The organism is Agromyces sp. NPDC058110, assembly GCF_042884735.1.
Taxonomy (GTDB): Bacteria; Actinomycetota; Actinomycetes; order Actinomycetales; family Microbacteriaceae; genus Agromyces.
The window spans coordinates 217,348-234,255 of sequence record NZ_JBHVTI010000002.1 but is presented as its reverse complement, the minus strand read 5'-3'; the positions used below and the strand labels follow the sequence as shown (position 1 = coordinate 234,255).

The following is a 16,908-nucleotide window of genomic DNA, read 5'->3' as shown; positions in this document are numbered from 1 at the left end:
ACACTTGCGGGCCGCCGATTTGTAGGAATCCCTCAACGAAGACGGCCGGATGGGCAACGGTAGAGTGAATCGCGTGACCGAAGCGACTGACGGCCCCGACCTCTTCACCACTGCTGGCAAGCTCGCCGACCTGCGCGCGCGCTACCACGAGGCGGTGACCGCGAGCGGCGAGGCCGCCATCGAGAAGCAGCACGCCAAGGGCAAGATGACGGCCCGCGAGCGCATCGCCGAGCTGCTCGATCCCGGCTCGTTCGTCGAGCTCGACGAGTTCGTGCGCCACCGCACGCACGCGTTCGGCATGGAGGCCAAGCGCCCCTACGGCGACGCCGTCGTCACGGGCACCGGCACCATCCACGGCCGGCAGGTCGCCGTGTACTCCCAGGACTTCACGATCTTCGGCGGCTCGCTCGGCGAGGTCGCCGGCGAGAAGATCATCAAGGTCATGGAGCTCGCCCTGAAGACCGGCGTGCCCATCATCGGCATCCTCGACTCCGGCGGAGCGCGCATCCAGGAGGGCGTCGTCGCGCTCGGCAAGTACGGCGAGATCTTCCGCCGCAACACGGCCGCGTCGGGCGTCATCCCGCAGATCTCGATCGTCTGCGGCCCCGCAGCCGGCGGCGCGGTCTACTCCCCCGCGCTCACCGACTTCGTGATCATGGTCGACAAGACCAGCCAGATGTTCGTCACCGGCCCCGACGTCATCAAGACCGTCACCGGCGAAGACGTCGGCATGGAGGAGCTCGGCGGCGCGCTCACCCACAACTCCGTCTCGGGCGTCGCGCACTACCTCGCGAGCGACGAGTCCGACGCGCTCGACTACGCGCGCACGCTCATCTCGTTCCTGCCCGACAACAACATGACCGACGCGCCGGTGTACGACACCGAGTCCGCGCTCGAGATCACCGACGAAGATCTTCGGCTGAACACGCTGATCCCCGACTCGCCGAACCAGCCGTACGACATGCACGCCGTCATCGAGGGCGTCGTCGACCACGGCGACTTCCTCGAGGTGCAGCCGCTGTTCGCGCCGAACATCGTCATCGGCTTCGCGCGCATCGAGGGCCGCTCGGTCGGCATCATCGCCAACCAGCCGTCGCAGATGGCCGGCACCCTGAACATCGCCGCGGGCGAGAAGGCCTCGCGGTTCGTGCGCTTCTGCGACGCGTTCTCCATCCCGATCCTCACGCTCGTCGACGTGCCCGGCTACCTGCCCGGCACCGACCAGGAGTGGACCGGCGTCATCCGCCGCGGTGCGAAGCTGCTCTACGCCTACGCCGAGGCGACCGTGCCGCTCGTCACGGTCATCACCCGCAAGGCCTACGGCGGCGCGTACATCGTCATGGGCTCCAAGCAACTCGGCGCCGACATCAACCTCGCGTGGCCGACCGCCGAGATCGCCGTCATGGGCGGCCAGGGCGCCGTGAACATCCTCTACCGCGGCGAGATCAAGCGCGCCGAGGAGGCCGGCGAAGACGTCGCCGCGGTGCGCACCAAGCTCGCGAACGAGTACACCTACAACGTGGCCTCGCCGTTCCTCGCGGCCGAGCGCGGCGAGCTCGACGGCGTCATCGAGCCCGCGGCCACGCGCGTCGCGGTGCTGAAGGCCCTGCGGTCGCTGCGCACCAAGCGCGCGAGCCTGCCGCCCAAGAAGCACGGCAACATCCCGCTGTAAGGGGCGACATGAGCACGCGAGACGAAGACACCACCGAGACGGATGCCGCGGCGCGCGCGGCGGCGATCCAGTTCACCACGCGCGGGGTCACCGACGAGGAGGCCGCGGCCGTGACGGCGGTGCTGCTGGCCGCGATCGACGCCGAGGCCGACGCGGCCGAGGGGATCGACCCCGGACGCAGCGCGTGGGCCCGCAGCGCGGGTTCGATGCGCGGCGCCGACCTCCGCAGCACGCGGTGGAACCGCAGCGCGGGCTGACCGGCCCAGCGGGCTGATCCGCAGCGCGGGCTGATCGGCCCCGCACGCTGATCATTCGCGTTCCGGCGCGCGTTCCGACGGGTGTCCCCCATCTGTCCCCCTGCGTGTCCCCCGAAAAGCCGACTGTCGGGCTTGCGGTGCGTTTGTGAACATGGTTCATGCAGGCTCCCTCAGGGAGCCGCCGCCCTCGTCGGTCGGGTAACCGGCGAGTGGTTGGGGGCGAGTCAGGGCGATATTCGGGTTGTCGCCGTGGCTCGGGCTTGTTGGGGGGTTCGGCCATCGGCCGGCCCCCCAACCTTCGTTTCGGGGGCGTGCACGCCGCCGCGGCGGATCACGGGCGAGCGCGTTCAGACGGTGCCGATGGAATCCTGACGCGGGATCTCGAGCCACAGCTCGACGTCGAGGTCGTCGGGGTCCTCGACGTGCGCCGCCGGGTCGGGCTGCACCAGGCCGACGACGGTCACCGCGGTCGACGAGGTCTCGGCCGCCGTGCGGACCACGATGCGGTCGGCCTGCGACGACGCGATCGCCTGCGCCACGTGCGCGAGCACGCGCTCCCGGTCGACGGCCGCGAGGTCGTCGATGCCGCCCTCGTCGAGCAGGGTCACGACGGCGCCGCGTTCGCGCGCGGCCTGCACCCGCGCCCGCACGTCGTCGGTGAGCAGCATCCGCCCCCGGATCTCGTCGCGGATCGCCGCCTCGAGCATGCGGCACTCCCGTCGTTGCTGCGCCGTGAGCACCCCGCCGCGATCGGCGATGCGTCGCAGCATCGGCGCGGCGATGCGGTCGGTCTGCACGAGCCTGGTCTGGCCCACGAAGAGGTGCGCGTCCTGCGCGGCCTGCCACTCCGCGGCCTCGCGCTCGGCGTGCGCGTACCGCCTGGCCTCGCGGGCGGCGGTGCCGAGGGCCGCCGAGAGCATGTGGGCGATCGCGACCCAGGCGATGCTGCCGATGACGCCGAGCGTGCCGAGGGCGATGGGCCCGGCCCAGACGACCGTCTGCACGGCGAGCGCGATCACGCCGAGCCACGCCGCGGTGAGCTGCCGTCTGGCTGCCGCGATGGTCATGAGCGTTCCGACCGCGGCGACGTACCACGTCGCGTAGCCGTTGCGATCGTCGGGGTCGAGCTGGCTCGTCACGAGCAGCGGCAGCACGATGCTCACGGCGAGGTCGAACGCGGCGAGCCAGTCGGGCATGCGCACGCGCGAGCCGATCGAGAGGCTCGCGATGGTGGCGACGACGTAGAGCACGAGCGCGACCATCGTCGGCCAGGGCGAGGCCGGCACGTCGATCGACGAGATCGCGAGCGCCACGTGGTACGCCGAGAACAGCGCCGCGAGCACGAGCAGCAGTGAGCGCGGGATGGCGATCATCGTCCGCCCTCCGCTCCGGCGGGCCAGGCGAGCGACACCGTGGTGCCGAGCCCCGGGGTCGACTCGATCGAGGCGGCTCCGCCGACGTTCGCCATGCGCTCGATCACCGAGACCCGCACGCCGAGGCGTTCGGCGGGCACCGATCCGACCTCGAATCCGGCGCCGTTGTCGCCGACCTCGATGATGCAGCCGCCGGTGCGGATGCCGCGCACGCGGAGTTCGCGACGGACGACGCGGCCCGGCTCGTCGGCGTGCTGCATGCTGTTGACCATCGCCTGCACGGCCGCCGCGTAGAGCGCCTCGCCGGCGTCGGCGGGCAGGTCGACGCCGCCCGTGTTCACGACGCGCACGGTGAACGGCGCGGCGAACGAGGCGAGCGCCGCACGGAGCCGGCGCACGAGCACGGGAAGCCGCATCCGGTCGTCGGCGAGCGGCTGCGCCGCGCCGGCCTCGTCGAGCCGGTGCATCGCGTCGCGCGCCATGCGGGCGGCGAGCGCCTGCTCGTCGGGCGAGTCGGCGGCGGCGGCCGAGAGCAGGGTGGTGAGCACGCTGTCGTGCACGAGCGCGTCGACCTTCGCCCGCTCGAGCTCGGACGCGTGCAGGCGCACCGCGTGCTCGTAGCGCTGCAGTGCGGCCTCCTGCGCGATGTCGACGGCCTTGGCGGCGTTCCGGAGCATGGTCACGATGATCAGCACGACCGCACCGAGGATGAGCGCGTACATGGCGTCGAGCAGCGCGACCAGGGGTGTGGCCGATCCGCCCGTCGGCAGCAGGCGCACGACGCCGTACATCGCCGGCACGAGCACCGTGTAGGCGGCCGCCCACGGCGTCGGCAGGGCGACCACGGCCGCGGTCGTCGCGACCGTGCACAGGTAGTACAGCCAGGGCGGCGACGACGACACGACGGACTCGTCGACGACCACGAACGGCCAGACGACGATCGAGGCCGCGTAGAGCAGGGCGAACGTGAACGCGGCGCTGCGCATGGCCGTCCGGCTGAGCGCGGCGAGCCCGATCGCGAGGATCGCGCCGTAGAGGAACGCGATGATCGCCGCGCCGGCACCCGGCCGGAGGCCCGCGGTCTGGTCGAGCGCGAGCGGCAGCGCCTGGAGTCCGAACACGACGCCGAAGATGCCGAGCGCCCGGCTCGCGACGGTCTCGACCTGCTCCCGCGTCACCGCCGTGCGGCGCCGCACCACCGCACGCGATGCGCGCGCCTCAGCGCCGGGCGTCTCCGCCGTCACCGTCGAGCCCCGGGAGGATGCCGTCTTCGACCGCACGGCGCAGCAGGTCGACCTTGGTCGGCGCGGGCCGCCCGACCTCGACGTACTTCGCGCGGATGCGGTCGAGGTACTCGCGCGCGGTGGAGTGCGCGATGCCGAGCTGCGCCGCGACGAGCTTCAGGGGCAGGCCCGACGCGTACAGGTGCAGCACGTCGTGCTCGCGGCGCCCGAGCTGCGCCTTGGCGAACTCGCGGTCGGCCTCGATCGCGCTCGCCCACTCGACGTTGTTCAGCGCCTCGCCGCGCGCGACGGTCGCGATGGCGGCGATGACGGAGGCCATGGGCGAGGCCTTGGGGATCACGCCGGCCGCACCCGCGGCGAGCGCCTCGCGAACCGCGGCGACCCGGTCGGCGATGCTGTGCACGAGCACCGCGCTGCCCGTCGCCAGGATGCTGCGCACGTTCTCGGTCACGCTCGAGCCGTCGCCGAGCGAGAGGTCGAGCACGACGACGTCGCAGTACTGCCGCTCGCTCGCGGCGAGGGCCGCGAGGAGCTCGGGCACGTCGGCCGTCTCGGCGACGACGTCGTAGCCCGCATCGCGGCACGCCGCCCGGAGCCCGAGCCGCACCGCCTCGTGGTCATCGACGATCGCGACGGTCGCGCGGTCTGCCTGTGCTGCACCCGACAACGGATCCCCCTTCTGTCCGGTCAGTCACACGATAGCGGCCAGCCGGGCCACCGCCTCGACATGGTGCGTGTTCGGGAACAGGTCGACGGCCTGCAGCTCCTCGAGCTCGTAGCCGCGCTCGCGCAGCAGCCCGATGTCGCGGGCGAGCGCCACCGGGTCGCAGGCCACGTAGACGAGCTGCCGCGGCTGCAGGGCGACGAGCCGATCGACGACGTCGCGCCCGGCGCCCGAACGCGGAGGGTCGAGCACGACGGTCGCGTCGCGCAGGCGCGCGCGCTCGCCCGGGCCTGCGCCGTCCTCGAGCTCGGCGAGGTAGCGGTCGACGCGCGCGGTCACGGCCCTGGCCCCCACCCAGTCGGCGAGGTTGGCGCCCGCGTGCGTGGTCGCCCGCTCGTCGGACTCGACGCTCGTGATGCGCACGGTCTCGCCGAAGCGGTCGCCGACGGCGGCGGCGAGGAGGCCCACACCGCCGTAGAGGTCGAGGTTCGCGGCCCGCGGGTCGAACCGGTCGGCATCGACGAGCTCCTGCACGGCCTTCGACAGCGTCGCCGCGGCACCGCGGTGCACCTGCCAGAACCCGTCGCGATCGACCGCGAAGCTGCGGTCGCCGACGATCTCGGTCGTCACCGGACGCCGGCCCCGCGGCATCCGCTCGCCCTCGTCGACGACGATCACCTGCGGATCGGCGCCGCTCGGGGCGACGAGGTCGACCGTGCGCGCGCCGGGGAACCGATCGGCGAGCGGCGCGAGGTCGGCGAGCTCGTCGACGGCCAGCGGAACGGATGCCACGGGCACGACGGTGTGGCTGCGTGCGGCGTACGGCCCGACCCGGCCCTGGTCGTCGACCTGGAGACGCACGCGCGTGCGCCAGCCCGTGCCGTCGGCGCGCACGCCGGGCGCGAAGTCGGCCTGCACCGGCAGCACCTCGACCTCGCGGTCGACGCCGCCCATGCGGCGCAGCGCGTCGACGAGCACCTCGGCCTTCAGCGCGCGCTGGCGCTCGGGCGAGATGTGGCCGAACTCGGCTCCGCCCGCGCGGCGCTCGGGCGCCCGGTCGATCGACGCCTCGGCCCACACGTGCGGTCGCCGGTCGTCGGAGGCGGTGAGCACCTCGAGCGCATCGGCGCGCCAGAATCGCGCGTGCGCCGAATCGGTGACCCTCGCCCTGACCCGCTCGCCCGGGATCGCGTCGGCGACGAACACCACGCGTCCCTCGTGGTGGGCGACCGCGACCCCGCCGTGCGCGATGCGCTCGACGTCGAGCTCGAGCACCGGGCCGTCGGTGGCGACGGGCGTCGAGGGGCGGCGTCCGCGCGCGGCGGCCGACGTGCGGCCGGGGTTCGAGCGGTCGGACTTCGAGCGCGCGGAGTTCGCGCGGGCGGGGCGTTGCTGGCGGGGCATGCCTCGAGCATTCCACAGCCCGGCTGGGAGCGGCAGGATGGAGGCATGCGCCTCTACCTCGCCTCGACCTCGCCCGCCCGCCTGCAGACGCTCCGCGCGGCCGGTGTCGAGCCCGTCGCGATCGCGCCGGGAGTCGTCGAGGAGGCCGTCGTCGCCGCAGCCGAGGCCGAGGCCGGGCGAGCGCTCGAGGCGCCCGAGATGGTGCAGCTGCTCGCGCAGGCCAAGGCCGAGGCCGTCGTGGGCGCCGAGGTCGACGGCGAGCCGATCGACGGGTTCATCCTCGGCGGCGACTCGGCGTTCCTCGTGGGCGGTCGCATCCACGGCAAGCCCCATCGGCCCGAGGTCGCGAAGGCGCGCTGGCTCGAGCAGAACGGCTCGCACGGCGACCTCTGGTCGGGGCACTGGCTCATCGACCACCGCGGCGGCCGGGTGCACGGCGCGGTCGGGCGTGCGGATGTCGCGACGGTGCGGTTCGCGGCCCTCGACGAGCCCGAGATCGACGCCTACATCGCCTCGGGCGAGCCGCTGCTCGTGGCCGGTGCGTTCACGGTCGACAGCCTCGGCGGACCGTTCATCCGGCGTGTCGAAGGCGATCCGTCGACCGTCGTCGGGCTGTCGCTCTCGACGCTCCGCGACCTCGTGCGCGAGCTCGGCGCCGACTGGCCCGCCTTCTGGAACCGTCGCTGACGGAGCGCCCCGGCACCCTCGCCATTGTCGACACCCGCAAGGGCTGAACCCCTTTCTTGTCGGTCGTACCCAAAGGCAGGGCGCCCGAGGTGAATAGGCTGAAAGGCATGCCGCGTATCACCAAGGTCCTCATCGCCAACCGCGGGGAGATCGCCGTCCGCATCATCCGCGCCGCCCGCGACGCCGGACTCGGTTCCGTCGCGATCTACGCCGACCAGGACCGCGACGCCCGGCACGCCAAGCTCGCCGACGAGGCCTACGCGCTCGAGGGCACCACGAGCGCCGAGACATACCTCGTCGTCGACAAGATCCTCTCGATCGCCCGCCGCTCGGGCGCCGACGCCGTGCACCCCGGCTACGGCTTCCTCGCCGAGAACCCCGACTTCGCCCGCGCGGTCATCGCCGCGGGCCTCACCTGGATCGGCCCGTCGCCCGAGGCCATCGAGCGCCTCGGCGACAAGGTCTCCGCGCGCCACGTCGCCGAGAAGGTCGGCGCCCCGCTCGCGCCCGGCACGCTGAACCCGGTCGCCGACGCGGCCGAGGTGCTCGAGTTCGTCGACGTGCACGGCCTGCCGGTGGCGATCAAGGCCGCGTTCGGCGGCGGCGGCCGCGGACTCAAGGTCGCCCGCACCCGCGAAGAGGTGCCCGAGCTGTTCGACTCGGCCACGCGCGAGGCGGTTGCGGCGTTCGGCCGCGGCGAGTGCTTCGTCGAGAAGTACCTCGACAAGCCGCGTCACGTCGAGACGCAGTGCCTCGCCGACGAGCACGGCAACGTCGTCGTCGTCTCGACCCGCGACTGCTCGCTGCAGCGCCGCCACCAGAAGCTGGTCGAGGAGGCGCCCGCGCCGTTCCTCACCGAGGCGCAGACCGAGGCCCTCTACACGGCCTCGAAGGCCATCCTCAAGGAGGTCGGCTATGTCGGCGCCGGCACCTGCGAGTTCCTCATCGGCCAGGACGGCACCGTCTCGTTCCTCGAGGTCAACACGCGCCTCCAGGTCGAGCACCCCGTCTCCGAGGAGGTCACGGGCATCGACCTGGTGCGCGAGCAGTTCCGCATCGCCGAGGGCGGCGTGCTCGACTACGCCGACCCGGTCGCGGTCGGCCACTCGATCGAGTTCCGCATCAACGGCGAAGACCCCGGTCGCAACTTCCTCCCGGCTCCCGGCCCGGTGCACCAGCTCCGGTTCCCCGGCGGCCCCGGCATCCGCATCGACTCCGGTGTCACGAGCGGCGACGAGATCTCGGGCGCCTTCGACTCGCTGCTCGCGAAGCTCATCGTGACGGGGTCGACCCGCAAGGACGCGATCGAGCGCGCACGCCGCGCCCTCGACGAGTTCGAGGTCATCGGCCTGCCCACCGTGCTGCCCTTCCACCGCGACATCGTGCGCAACGAGGCCTTCGCCCCCGCCGGCGACGAGCCGTTCTCGGTCTACACCCGCTGGATCGAGACCGAGTACGACAACCGGCTCGAGCCGTGGTCGGGCGAACTCGCCGCACCCACCGCGGCGACCGCCCGCACGAGCCTCGTCGTCGAGGTCGGCGGCCGCCGCATCGGCGTGACCCTGCCCGCGAAGCTCGCGGGCGGCACCTCGTCGTCGCCCACCGCCGGTGCCGCGCCCCGCCGTCGCACCGCGTCGCACGTCGCCGACACCGCGACCGGAGACGCGGTCAAGGCGCCCATGCAGGCCACCGTCGTGAAGGTCGCCGTCACCGAGGGCGACAAGGTCGTCAAGGGCGACCTCGTGCTCGTGCTCGAAGCCATGAAGATGGAGCAGCCGATCGTCGCCCACAAGGACGGCGTCGTCGGCCTCGTCAACGCCGAGCCCGGCGCGACCGTCTCGAGCGGCCACCTGCTGCTGTCGATCGCCGACGCCTGACGCCTCGCCGGGGCGGCGCCCGCGCGCTCAGCGCTCGGCGCTGCCTTGCGGCGTCGGCAGCTCGACCTCGCTGACGCGCTCCCCCGCCAGGCGCGAGTGGCGACGCCCGTAGAGCAGGTACACGACGATGCCGAGCGCGAGCCACACCAGGAACCGCACCCAGGTGAGCGTCGTGAGGTTCAGCATCAGCCAGAAGCACAGCACGGCCGAGAGGATCGGCAGCACGGGCGACCACGGCACGCGGAAGCCGCGCGGCAGGTCGGGGCGCGTGCGTCGCAGCACCACGATGCCGAGGCTGACCAGCACGAACGCCGAGAGCGTGCCGATGTTGATCATCTCCTCGAGCAGGCCCACGTCGGTGAACGCGGCCACGAAGGCGACGGTCGCACCGCCGATGATCTGGATGCGCGCCGGCGTCTTCGTGTGCGAGGTCGTCTTCGACAGCCACCGCGGCAGCAGCCCGTCGCGGCTCAGCGCGAACACGATGCGCGAGAGGCCGAGCAGCAGCACCATGATGACCGTCGTGAGCCCGGCGAGCGCCCCGACCGAGATGACGGCCGACGCCCAGTCCTGGCCGACCAGGCGGAACGCGGTCGCGAGCGACGGCGACTCCTCCTCGGCGAGCTCGGTGTACGAGACCATGCCCGTCATCACGATCGAGACCAGCACGTAGAGCGCCGTCACGATGCCGAGGCCCAGGAAGATGCCGCGGGGCAGGCGCTTCTGGGGCTCGCGCACCTCCTCGGCGCTCGTGGCCACCACGTCGAAGCCGATGAAGGCGAAGAAGACGAGGGATGCCGCGGCGAGCAGTCCGAAGATGCCGTACTGCGCCGGTGCAGCACCCGTCGCCCACGAGAACAGGGACTGCGTCCAGGCATCCGCCGATCCGCCCTCCGACGGCACCGCCTCGGGGATGAAGGGCACGTAGTTCGCCGCGTTCACGAAGAAGAAGCCGACGACGATGACGAAGAGCACGATCACGACCTTGATGATCGTGAACACCGCGCCGACCCTGGCCGTGAGCTTCGTGCCGGCCACGAGCAGCGCGGTGAACACGGCCACGACGAGGAATGCGGGCCAGCTGACCTCGACCGACCCGATCGTGAACGTCGACGGGAACGGCAGCCCGAACGCGAGCAGCGCCTCGCCGAGGTAGACGCCCCAGTACTTCGCGATGACCGCGGCCGCGGTGAACATCTCGAGGATGAGGTCCCAGCCGATGATCCACGCGAGGAGCTCGCCCATCGTCGCGTACGTGAAGGTGTACGCGCTGCCCGCGACGGGCACGGTCGAGGCGAACTCGGCGTAGCACATGATCGCCAGCCCGCACGTGACGGCAGCCAGCACGAACGAGACGATCACGCTCGGCCCGGCGAAGTTGGCGGCGGCCTGCGCGCCGACCGAGAAGATGCCCGCGCCCACCGCGACGGCGATGCCCATGAGCGCGAGGTCCCACGTGCCGAGCGAGCGCTTGAGGCTCCGCTCGACGTCGTCGGCGTCGGCCATCGACGCCTCGACGGACTTCACCCGCAGGTTCATGTCGTTCCCCCGAACCGCGCCGCCCCCGCGACGCCCGTGGGCCCTAGCGTACGACGTGCATGGCCCGCGCGGCATCCGTCAGCGAACCCGTCAGCGACGGGTACACCGGGAACGCCTCGGCGAACTGGTCGACCGTGAGCCGGTGCTCGACCGCGAGGGCGAGCGGGAAGATGAGCTCGGACGCCTTCGGGGCGACGATCACGCCGCCGATGATCGAGCCCGATCCGGTCGACGCGAACAGCTTCACGAAGCCGTCGCGGATGCCCATCATCTTCGCGCGCGGGTTCGACGCGAGCGGCAGCTTGTACACCGCGCCCGAGACGACGCCGTCCTCGATCTCGCGCTGGGTCCAGCCGACCGTGGCGATCTCGGGCTGCGTGAAGACGTTCGAGGTGATGTTGCGGTTCTCGGGCGGGTTCACCACGTCGCCCATGGCGTGGAACACGGCCGTGCGGCCCTGCATCGACGCGACCGAGGCGAGCGGCATGAACGTGGTGCAGTCGCCGGCGGCGTAGATGTTCGGGATCGACGTGCGCGCCACCCGGTTGACCCGGATGTGGCCGATGTCCGACAGCTGCACGCCGGCCTCCTCGAGGCCGATGCCGTTCGTGTTCGGCACCGACCCGACGGCCATGAGGCAGTGCGAGCCGCGAACCTCTCGCCCGTCGCCGAGCGTGGCGACCACCTCGTCGCCGTCTCGCACGACCGACTCGGCGCGCGACTTGTTCAGCACCTTCATGCCGTTGCGCGTGAACACCTTCTCGATGACGGATGCCGCGTCGGCGTCTTCGCCCGGCAGCACCTGGTCGCGACTCGAGATGAGCGTCACCTTCGCGCCGAGGGCGCGGTACGCCGACGCGAACTCGGCGCCCGTGACGCCGGAGCCCACAACGATGAGGTGCTCGGGCACCTGCTGCAGGTTGTAGAGCTGGGTCCAGGTGAGGATGCGCTCGCCGTCGGGCACCGCCGACGGCAGCACGCGCGGAGTCGCCCCGACCGAGATGACGATGGTGTCGGCCTCGATGCGGTCGAAGTCGGTGCCGCCCTTCGCGGTCGACGCGATCACGGCGTTCGGCCCGTCGAGACGGCCCTCGCCGTGCACGAGGTGCACGCCCGCGTCGAGCAGGTTGCGACGCATGTCGTCGGACTGCTGCGCGGCGAGCCCGAGCAGGCGCTTGTTGACGGCGGCGAGGTTGATCGCGACCTTCGGCTTCACGGCCTTGTCGGAGTCGCCCTTGGCGTAGAACTGCACGCCGAGGTCGGCGGCCTCCTTCACGGCGTTCGACGCCTCCGCGGTCGCGATGAGCGACTTCGACGGCACGACGTCGGTGAGCACCGCCGAGCCGCCGACCCCGGCGCGCTCGACGAGCGTGACCTCGGCGCCGAGCTGGGCGGCCGCGAGCGCCGCCTCGTACCCGCCGGGCCCGCCCCCGAGGACGGCGATCCGTTGTGTGCGCTCGAACTCGGAGACCATGCTCATATTCTGCCAGCCCTCGTGCCGCGGCCGACACACGAGCAGCGCCCTGCCGGGGCATCCGCCCGCTGATTAGAGTGGTGGGATGACCGAAGCAAACGTGCTCGACGACCCCGCTGCAGACCCCTTCGCCGTCGCCGCCGACGCCGCGGCCCGCATCGCGGAGCTCACCGGGGTCGAGCACCACGACATCGCCCTGACCCTCGGCAGCGGCTGGGGCCGCGCGGCCGAGCTGATCGGCGAGACCACGCACACGCTCGCCGCGACCGACGTGCCCGGATTCTCCAAGCCCGCGCTCGAGGGCCACGTGGGCACGCTGCGCTCGGTGCTGCTGCCGAGCGGCAAGCGCGCACTCGTCATCGGCGCCCGCACGCACTACTACGAGAGCCACGGCGTGCGCCGGGTCGTGCACTCGGTGCGCACGGCCGCCGCGACCGGAGCGAAGACGATGATCCTCACGAACGGTGCGGGCGGCATCAAGGAGCACTGGACGCCAGGCACGCCCGTGCTCATCAGCGACCACATCAACCTCACGGCCGACTCGCCGCTCGAGGGTGCCACGTTCGTCGACCTCACCGATCTCTACTCCAAGCGCCTGCGCGACCTCGCGCACACGATCGACCCGACCCTCGACGAAGGCGTCTACTGCCAGTTCCGCGGACCGCACTACGAGACGCCCGCCGAGGTGCAGATGGCGAAGACCATCGGCGGCCACATCGTGGGCATGTCGACCGCGCTCGAGGCCATCGCCGCCCGGCAGGCCGGCATGGAGGTGCTGGGCATGTCGCTCATCACGAACCTCGCCGCCGGCATCCAGCAGACCCCGCTCAGCCACGAGGAGGTCATCGAGGCCGGCAAGCTCGCCGAGCCCGTGATCTCGTCGCTGCTCGCGAAGATCGTCGCAGAGCTCTAGGAGCATCGGATGCCGCAGCCAGACGCCCCCTCGCCCGACTCCCCCTCGTCGGGCTCGCCGTCGACGCCATCCGTCGACGACGCCCGACGCATCGACCTCGCCCGAGCCTGGGCGGCGCAGGACCCCGACCCCGAGACGCGCGTCGAGCTCGACGAGCTCGTCGCCCGCGTGCAGTCGGGCGACGCCGCGGCATCCGCCGACCTCGCCGACCGCTTCGACCAGCGGCTCGCGTTCGGCACCGCCGGCCTCCGCGGCGAGATCGCGGCCGGGCCCAACCGCATGAACCGGGTGCTCGTGTCGCAGGCCGCGGCGGGGCTCGGGGCATTCCTGCTCGAGCGTGCGCCGGGCACGACGCCGTCGGTCGTGATCGGCTACGACGGACGCCGCAACTCCGCAGTCTTCGCCCGCGACTCGGCCGAGATCCTCGCGGGCGCCGGCATCCGCGCGATCCTGCTGCCGCGCCTGCTGCCGACGCCCGTGCTCGCGTTCGCCGTGCGCCACCTCGACGTGTCGGCCGGCATCATGGTCACGGCCTCGCACAACCCGCCGAACGACAACGGCTACAAGGTCTACCTCGGCGGCCCCGACCACGGCTCGCAGATCGTCTCGCCCTCCGACGCCGAGATCGCCGCGCACATCGCGGGCGTCGCGGCGACCACCCTCGTGACCGACCTGCCGCGCGGCGAGTTCGAGACGGCCGAGGAGTCGCTCGTCGAGGCCTACGTGCACGCGACGGCCCTCGAGGCGGGCTACGCCCCGCCCGTGCAGCCCTCGGTCGTGTACACCGCCATGCACGGTGTCGGATGGGAGACCACGGCGCGCGTGCTCTCCGCGGCCGGGTTCGACGCACCGGCGCTCGTGGAGCAGCAGATCGAGCCCGACGCGGCGTTCCCGACGGTGTCGTTCCCGAACCCCGAGGAGCCCGGCGCGATGGACCTCGCGTTCGCACGCGCACGCGAGGTCGGCGCGGAGCTCATCGTCGCCAACGACCCCGACGCCGACCGGCTCGCGATCGCGATCCCCGACGCCGGTGCCGCCGACGGCTACCGGCGGCTCACGGGCAACGAGGTCGGGCTCCTGCTCGGCTGGCGGGCGGCGCGCAAGGCGGCCGACGACACCGGTGACGGCGCGTCCGACGGCACGCTCGCCTGCTCGATCGTCTCCTCGCCCGGCCTCGAGGCCATCGCGAAGGCGTACGACCTCGACTTCGAGGCGACGCTCACCGGGTTCAAGTGGATCTCCCGTGCCCCGAACCTGGTGTTCGGGTTCGAGGAGGCGCTCGGCTACCTCGTGAACCCGGGCACCGTGCGCGATAAGGACGGCATCTCCGCGGCCGTCGCGTTCCTCTCCCTCGCGGCCGACCTGCATGCCACGGGGCGCACGGTCGCCGACCACCTCGACGAGTTCGTCGAGCGGTTCGGATGCCACGCCTCCGGCCAGATCTCCCTGCGCGTCACCGACCTCAGCCGCATCGGCGCCATCATGTCGCGACTGCGCGCCGAGCCGCCGGCGTCGGTGGGCGGCATCGCCGTCGACCGCATCGAGGACCTCTCCGACGGGTTCGGCTCGCTCGCCCCGAGCGACGTGCTGCGCATCATCCTCGTCGACGGCTCGCGCATCATGGTGCGCCCGAGCGGCACCGAGCCGAAGCTCAAGATCTACCTCGACGTCGTCTCGCACGAGGGTTCGGTCGCCGAACGGCGCGCCGCGGCATCCGACACGCTGTCGAAGCTCGAGGCGGGCATGCGCGAGCTCACCGCCTGAACCGGCTCGCGGATCGGCCCCGCCGCGTCTCTGCTGCGGGGCCGATCGGGTTCAGCCGAGCGAACGCCCGAGCTTGGCGCCGATCTCCTCGACGTCGAAGTAGTTCGCGATCTCGATGATCTCGGCGAAGGTGCGGCCGAGGCGCTCGCGCACGGCCGCGGCGAGCTCGCTCGACGTGAGCACGACCTGGGCGTCGGCCGCGGCCTCCGCCACCGAGGCGAGATCGCTCGCGTCGACCGACGCCGTGAGCCCGAGGCGGTCGAGGGCGCGCTCGGCGTTGACCTTGAGGATCGCGGAGGTGCCGATGCCCTCGCCGCAGACCGCGATGATCTTCATGCGCCGGACCCGGGGGCCACGCCGAGCAGGGCACGCACCTCGTCGGCGGTGGTCGCGCTGGCGATGCGGTCGATGACCCCGAGGTCGTTGAAGACGTTCGCCAGCCGTGCGACCGACGCGACGTGCTCCTCGGCGTTCGAGACCGCGAGGCCGATCACCACCCGCACGGGGTCGTTGTGCGGGTGTCCGAAGTCGACCGGGGTCGCGAGCGTGACGACCGACAGGCCCTCGCCCAGCACGTCGGGACCGGGTCGCGCGTGCGCCAGGGCGAGCCCGGGGGCGATCACCACGTAGGCCCCGAACTCCTCGATCACGCCGATCATGCGCTCGGTGTACTCGGGCCTGGTCACCTTCGCGCGCGTGAGCGCATGGCCGGACTCGCGCACCGCGGCACGCCAGTCGTCGACGTCGGCACCGAGGACGACCGCCGTGTCGGGCAGTGGCGTCGTGGTCATGGGTGGTTCCGTTCCGGCGGGGACTCTCGCATCGAGCTCGAGTGGTGGTCGTTCGTCGGTTCTGGGGTGGTGGATCTGCGATCGGCAGGTGCCGGGAGGTCGCGTCCCTGCGCGGGATCAGGCTTCGTCGAAGCCCTCGCGGATCACCTCGGCGAGCTCGTCGCGGTCGTCGAGCGGGAGGAACGCGGCCGCGGCCGCGTTGAGCTGGAACGTCTCGAAGTCGTCGAGGTCGTAGCCGAAGGCATCGGCCAGCAGGGCGAGCTCGCGCGTGAGCGAGGTGGCCGACTGCAGTCGGTTGTCGGTGTTGACCGTCACCCGGAAGCCCAGCTGGTACAGCAGATCGAAGGGGTGGTCGATGAGCTCCTCGCCCCACGCCTCGATCGCACCGGTCTGCAGGTTCGACGACGGGCTGAGCTCGAGGGCGATCTCGCGGTCGCGCACCCACTGGGCGATCGGACCGAGCGAGACGTAGGTGTTCTCGTCGTCCTGACGCTCGATCGTCAGGTCTTCGGCGAGACGCACGCCGTGGCCCAGGCGCAGCGCGCGGCCGTCGAAGAGGGCGCTGCGGATGGACTCGAGGCCGTCGGCCTCGCCCGCGTGCACCGTGACGGGCAGGTACTGGCCGGCCAGGAAGTCGAACGCGGTGCGGTGCCGGCTCGCCGGGAACCCGGCCTCCGCGCCGGCGATGTCGAAGCCCACGACGCCGCGGTCGCGGTGCCGCACGGCGAGCTCGGCGATCTCGAGTCCGCGGTCGGCGTGCCGCATCGCGGTGACGAGCTGGCCGGTGCGAATGGCGTGACCGAGGTTGCGGGCGTCGTCGACGCCCTCGTCGAGACCGGTCTGCACGGCCTCGACGACCTCGTCGAGGCTCAGCCCGCGGGCGAGGTGCTGTTCGGGCGCCCATCGGATCTCGCCGTAGACCACGCCGTCGGCCGCGAGGTCCTGGACGAACTCGCGCGCCACCCGCGTGAGTCCCTCGCGGGTCTGCATGACGGCCGTCGTGAGGTCGAAGGTCTTCAGGTACTCGACGAGCGAGCCCGAGTCGGCCTTGTCGGCGAACCACGTGCCGAGCTCGTCGGCGTCGTGCACCGGAACGTCGACGCCGGCGGCATCGGCGAGCTCGATGATGGTCTGCGGTCGCAGGCCTCCGTCGAGGTGGTCGTGCAGCGACACCTTCGGCAGAGCCTGGATGTTCGCGCCGTCGCCCTCGAGCCGGTATTCCGTCGGAATCGTGTTCACGTGTCCACGA

At 72.1% G+C, this 16,908-nt stretch carries 15 protein-coding genes; 6 read left to right on the top strand and 9 right to left on the bottom strand.

Annotated features, from left to right (window positions below):
• Positions 1-73 precede the first annotated feature (73 nt).
• Entirely contained in the window at positions 74-1,672 is a 1,599-nt protein-coding gene (locus tag ACFVS8_RS05680; RefSeq protein ID WP_387058729.1) for an acyl-CoA carboxylase subunit beta, read from the top strand.
• An 8-nt stretch (positions 1,673-1,680) separates the two neighbouring features.
• Positions 1,681-1,929, top strand: a complete 249-nt coding sequence (locus ACFVS8_RS05675; RefSeq protein ID WP_387058726.1) for an acyl-CoA carboxylase epsilon subunit — start codon at positions 1,681-1,683, stop codon at positions 1,927-1,929.
• Between the two features lie 347 nt (positions 1,930-2,276).
• Here ACFVS8_RS05675 and ACFVS8_RS05670 read toward each other — a convergent pair whose 3' ends face one another.
• The 4 genes from ACFVS8_RS05670 to ACFVS8_RS05655 are packed head-to-tail and all read right to left on the bottom strand — an operon-like array spanning position 2,277 to position 6,614.
• Positions 2,277-3,302: a hypothetical protein gene (locus tag ACFVS8_RS05670; protein WP_387058723.1), complete on the bottom strand. Its 1,026-nt coding sequence runs from the start codon at positions 3,300-3,302 to the stop codon at positions 2,277-2,279.
• The gene (locus ACFVS8_RS05665; protein ID WP_387058721.1) at positions 3,299-4,498 is read right to left on the bottom strand and encodes a sensor histidine kinase; all 1,200 of its coding nucleotides are present in this window, start codon (positions 4,496-4,498) and stop codon (positions 3,299-3,301) included. The genes ACFVS8_RS05670 and ACFVS8_RS05665 overlap by 4 nt, the downstream gene beginning before the upstream one ends.
• A 22-nt stretch (positions 4,499-4,520) precedes the next feature.
• Positions 4,521-5,213: a response regulator gene (locus tag ACFVS8_RS05660; RefSeq protein WP_387058719.1), complete on the bottom strand. Its 693-nt coding sequence runs from the start codon at positions 5,211-5,213 to the stop codon at positions 4,521-4,523.
• A 24-nt stretch (positions 5,214-5,237) separates the two neighbouring features.
• Positions 5,238-6,614 carry a class I SAM-dependent RNA methyltransferase gene (locus ACFVS8_RS05655; protein WP_387058716.1) on the bottom strand — a complete coding sequence of 459 codons (1,377 nt, stop codon included), beginning with the start codon at positions 6,612-6,614 and terminating at the stop codon, positions 5,238-5,240.
• 45 nt (positions 6,615-6,659) lie between these two features.
• Here ACFVS8_RS05655 and ACFVS8_RS05650 point away from each other — a divergent pair, with 45 nt between their 5' ends.
• Together ACFVS8_RS05650 and ACFVS8_RS05645 are read left to right on the top strand one after the other, a co-directional pair.
• Positions 6,660-7,301, top strand: a complete 642-nt coding sequence (locus ACFVS8_RS05650) for a Maf family protein (RefSeq protein ID WP_387058714.1) — start codon at positions 6,660-6,662, stop codon at positions 7,299-7,301.
• A gap of 107 nt (positions 7,302-7,408) precedes the next feature.
• Positions 7,409-9,178, top strand: a complete 1,770-nt coding sequence (locus tag ACFVS8_RS05645) for an acetyl/propionyl/methylcrotonyl-CoA carboxylase subunit alpha (protein ID WP_387058711.1) — start codon at positions 7,409-7,411, stop codon at positions 9,176-9,178.
• A gap of 27 nt (positions 9,179-9,205) precedes the next feature.
• Here the strand turns inward: ACFVS8_RS05645 and ACFVS8_RS05640 are convergent, their stop codons facing one another.
• Complete coding sequence (locus ACFVS8_RS05640) at positions 9,206-10,717, bottom strand: APC family permease (RefSeq protein WP_387058708.1); 1,512 nt, start codon at positions 10,715-10,717, stop codon at positions 9,206-9,208.
• Positions 10,718-10,760: 43 nt separating this feature from the next.
• A complete protein-coding gene (locus ACFVS8_RS05635) occupies positions 10,761-12,191 on the bottom strand; it encodes an NAD(P)H-quinone dehydrogenase (RefSeq protein WP_387058705.1) in 1,431 nt (476 codons plus the stop codon).
• Between the two features lie 85 nt (positions 12,192-12,276).
• Here ACFVS8_RS05635 and ACFVS8_RS05630 point away from each other — a divergent pair, with 85 nt between their 5' ends.
• Together ACFVS8_RS05630 and ACFVS8_RS05625 are read left to right on the top strand one after the other, a co-directional pair.
• Positions 12,277-13,104, top strand: coding sequence for a purine-nucleoside phosphorylase (locus ACFVS8_RS05630; RefSeq protein WP_387058702.1), 828 nt, complete (start codon positions 12,277-12,279; stop codon positions 13,102-13,104).
• A gap of 9 nt (positions 13,105-13,113) precedes the next feature.
• A complete protein-coding gene (locus tag ACFVS8_RS05625; RefSeq protein ID WP_387058699.1) occupies positions 13,114-14,868 on the top strand; it encodes a phospho-sugar mutase in 1,755 nt (584 codons plus the stop codon).
• A gap of 51 nt (positions 14,869-14,919) precedes the next feature.
• Here the strand turns inward: ACFVS8_RS05625 and ACFVS8_RS05620 are convergent, their stop codons facing one another.
• The 3 genes from ACFVS8_RS05620 to ACFVS8_RS05610 form a co-directional block, all read right to left on the bottom strand.
• Positions 14,920-15,204 (bottom strand): PTS sugar transporter subunit IIB, encoded by a 285-nt coding sequence (locus ACFVS8_RS05620; protein ID WP_387058696.1) that lies wholly within the window; start codon positions 15,202-15,204, stop codon positions 14,920-14,922.
• The gene (locus ACFVS8_RS05615) at positions 15,201-15,659 is read right to left on the bottom strand and encodes a PTS sugar transporter subunit IIA (protein ID WP_387058693.1); all 459 of its coding nucleotides are present in this window, start codon (positions 15,657-15,659) and stop codon (positions 15,201-15,203) included. Before ACFVS8_RS05615 ends, ACFVS8_RS05620 begins: the two co-directional genes overlap by 4 nt.
• 117 nt (positions 15,660-15,776) lie before the next feature.
• Complete coding sequence (locus ACFVS8_RS05610) at positions 15,777-16,889, bottom strand: adenosine deaminase (RefSeq protein WP_387059740.1); 1,113 nt, start codon at positions 16,887-16,889, stop codon at positions 15,777-15,779.
• Positions 16,890-16,908 lie beyond the last annotated feature (19 nt).

Bases quoted from the DNA above. Each gene is read 5' to 3' on its own strand.
- ACFVS8_RS05615 (WP_387058693.1), bottom strand. From the start codon at position 15,659: ATGACCACGACGCCACTGCCCGACACGGCGGTCGTCCTCGGTGCCGAC.
- ACFVS8_RS05630 (WP_387058702.1), top strand. From the start codon at position 12,277: ATGACCGAAGCAAACGTGCTCGACGACCCCGCTGCAGACCCCTTCGCC.
- ACFVS8_RS05645 (WP_387058711.1), top strand. From the start codon at position 7,409: ATGCCGCGTATCACCAAGGTCCTCATCGCCAACCGCGGGGAGATCGCC.
- ACFVS8_RS05670 (WP_387058723.1), bottom strand. From the start codon at position 3,302: ATGATCGCCATCCCGCGCTCACTGCTGCTCGTGCTCGCGGCGCTGTTC.
- ACFVS8_RS05625 (WP_387058699.1), top strand. From the start codon at position 13,114: ATGCCGCAGCCAGACGCCCCCTCGCCCGACTCCCCCTCGTCGGGCTCG.
- ACFVS8_RS05635 (WP_387058705.1), bottom strand. From the start codon at position 12,191: ATGGTCTCCGAGTTCGAGCGCACACAACGGATCGCCGTCCTCGGGGGC.
- ACFVS8_RS05620 (WP_387058696.1), bottom strand. From the start codon at position 15,204: ATGAAGATCATCGCGGTCTGCGGCGAGGGCATCGGCACCTCCGCGATC.
- ACFVS8_RS05675 (WP_387058726.1), top strand. From the start codon at position 1,681: ATGAGCACGCGAGACGAAGACACCACCGAGACGGATGCCGCGGCGCGC.
- ACFVS8_RS05640 (WP_387058708.1), bottom strand. From the start codon at position 10,717: ATGAACCTGCGGGTGAAGTCCGTCGAGGCGTCGATGGCCGACGCCGAC.
- ACFVS8_RS05650 (WP_387058714.1), top strand. From the start codon at position 6,660: ATGCGCCTCTACCTCGCCTCGACCTCGCCCGCCCGCCTGCAGACGCTC.
- ACFVS8_RS05655 (WP_387058716.1), bottom strand. From the start codon at position 6,614: ATGCCCCGCCAGCAACGCCCCGCCCGCGCGAACTCCGCGCGCTCGAAG.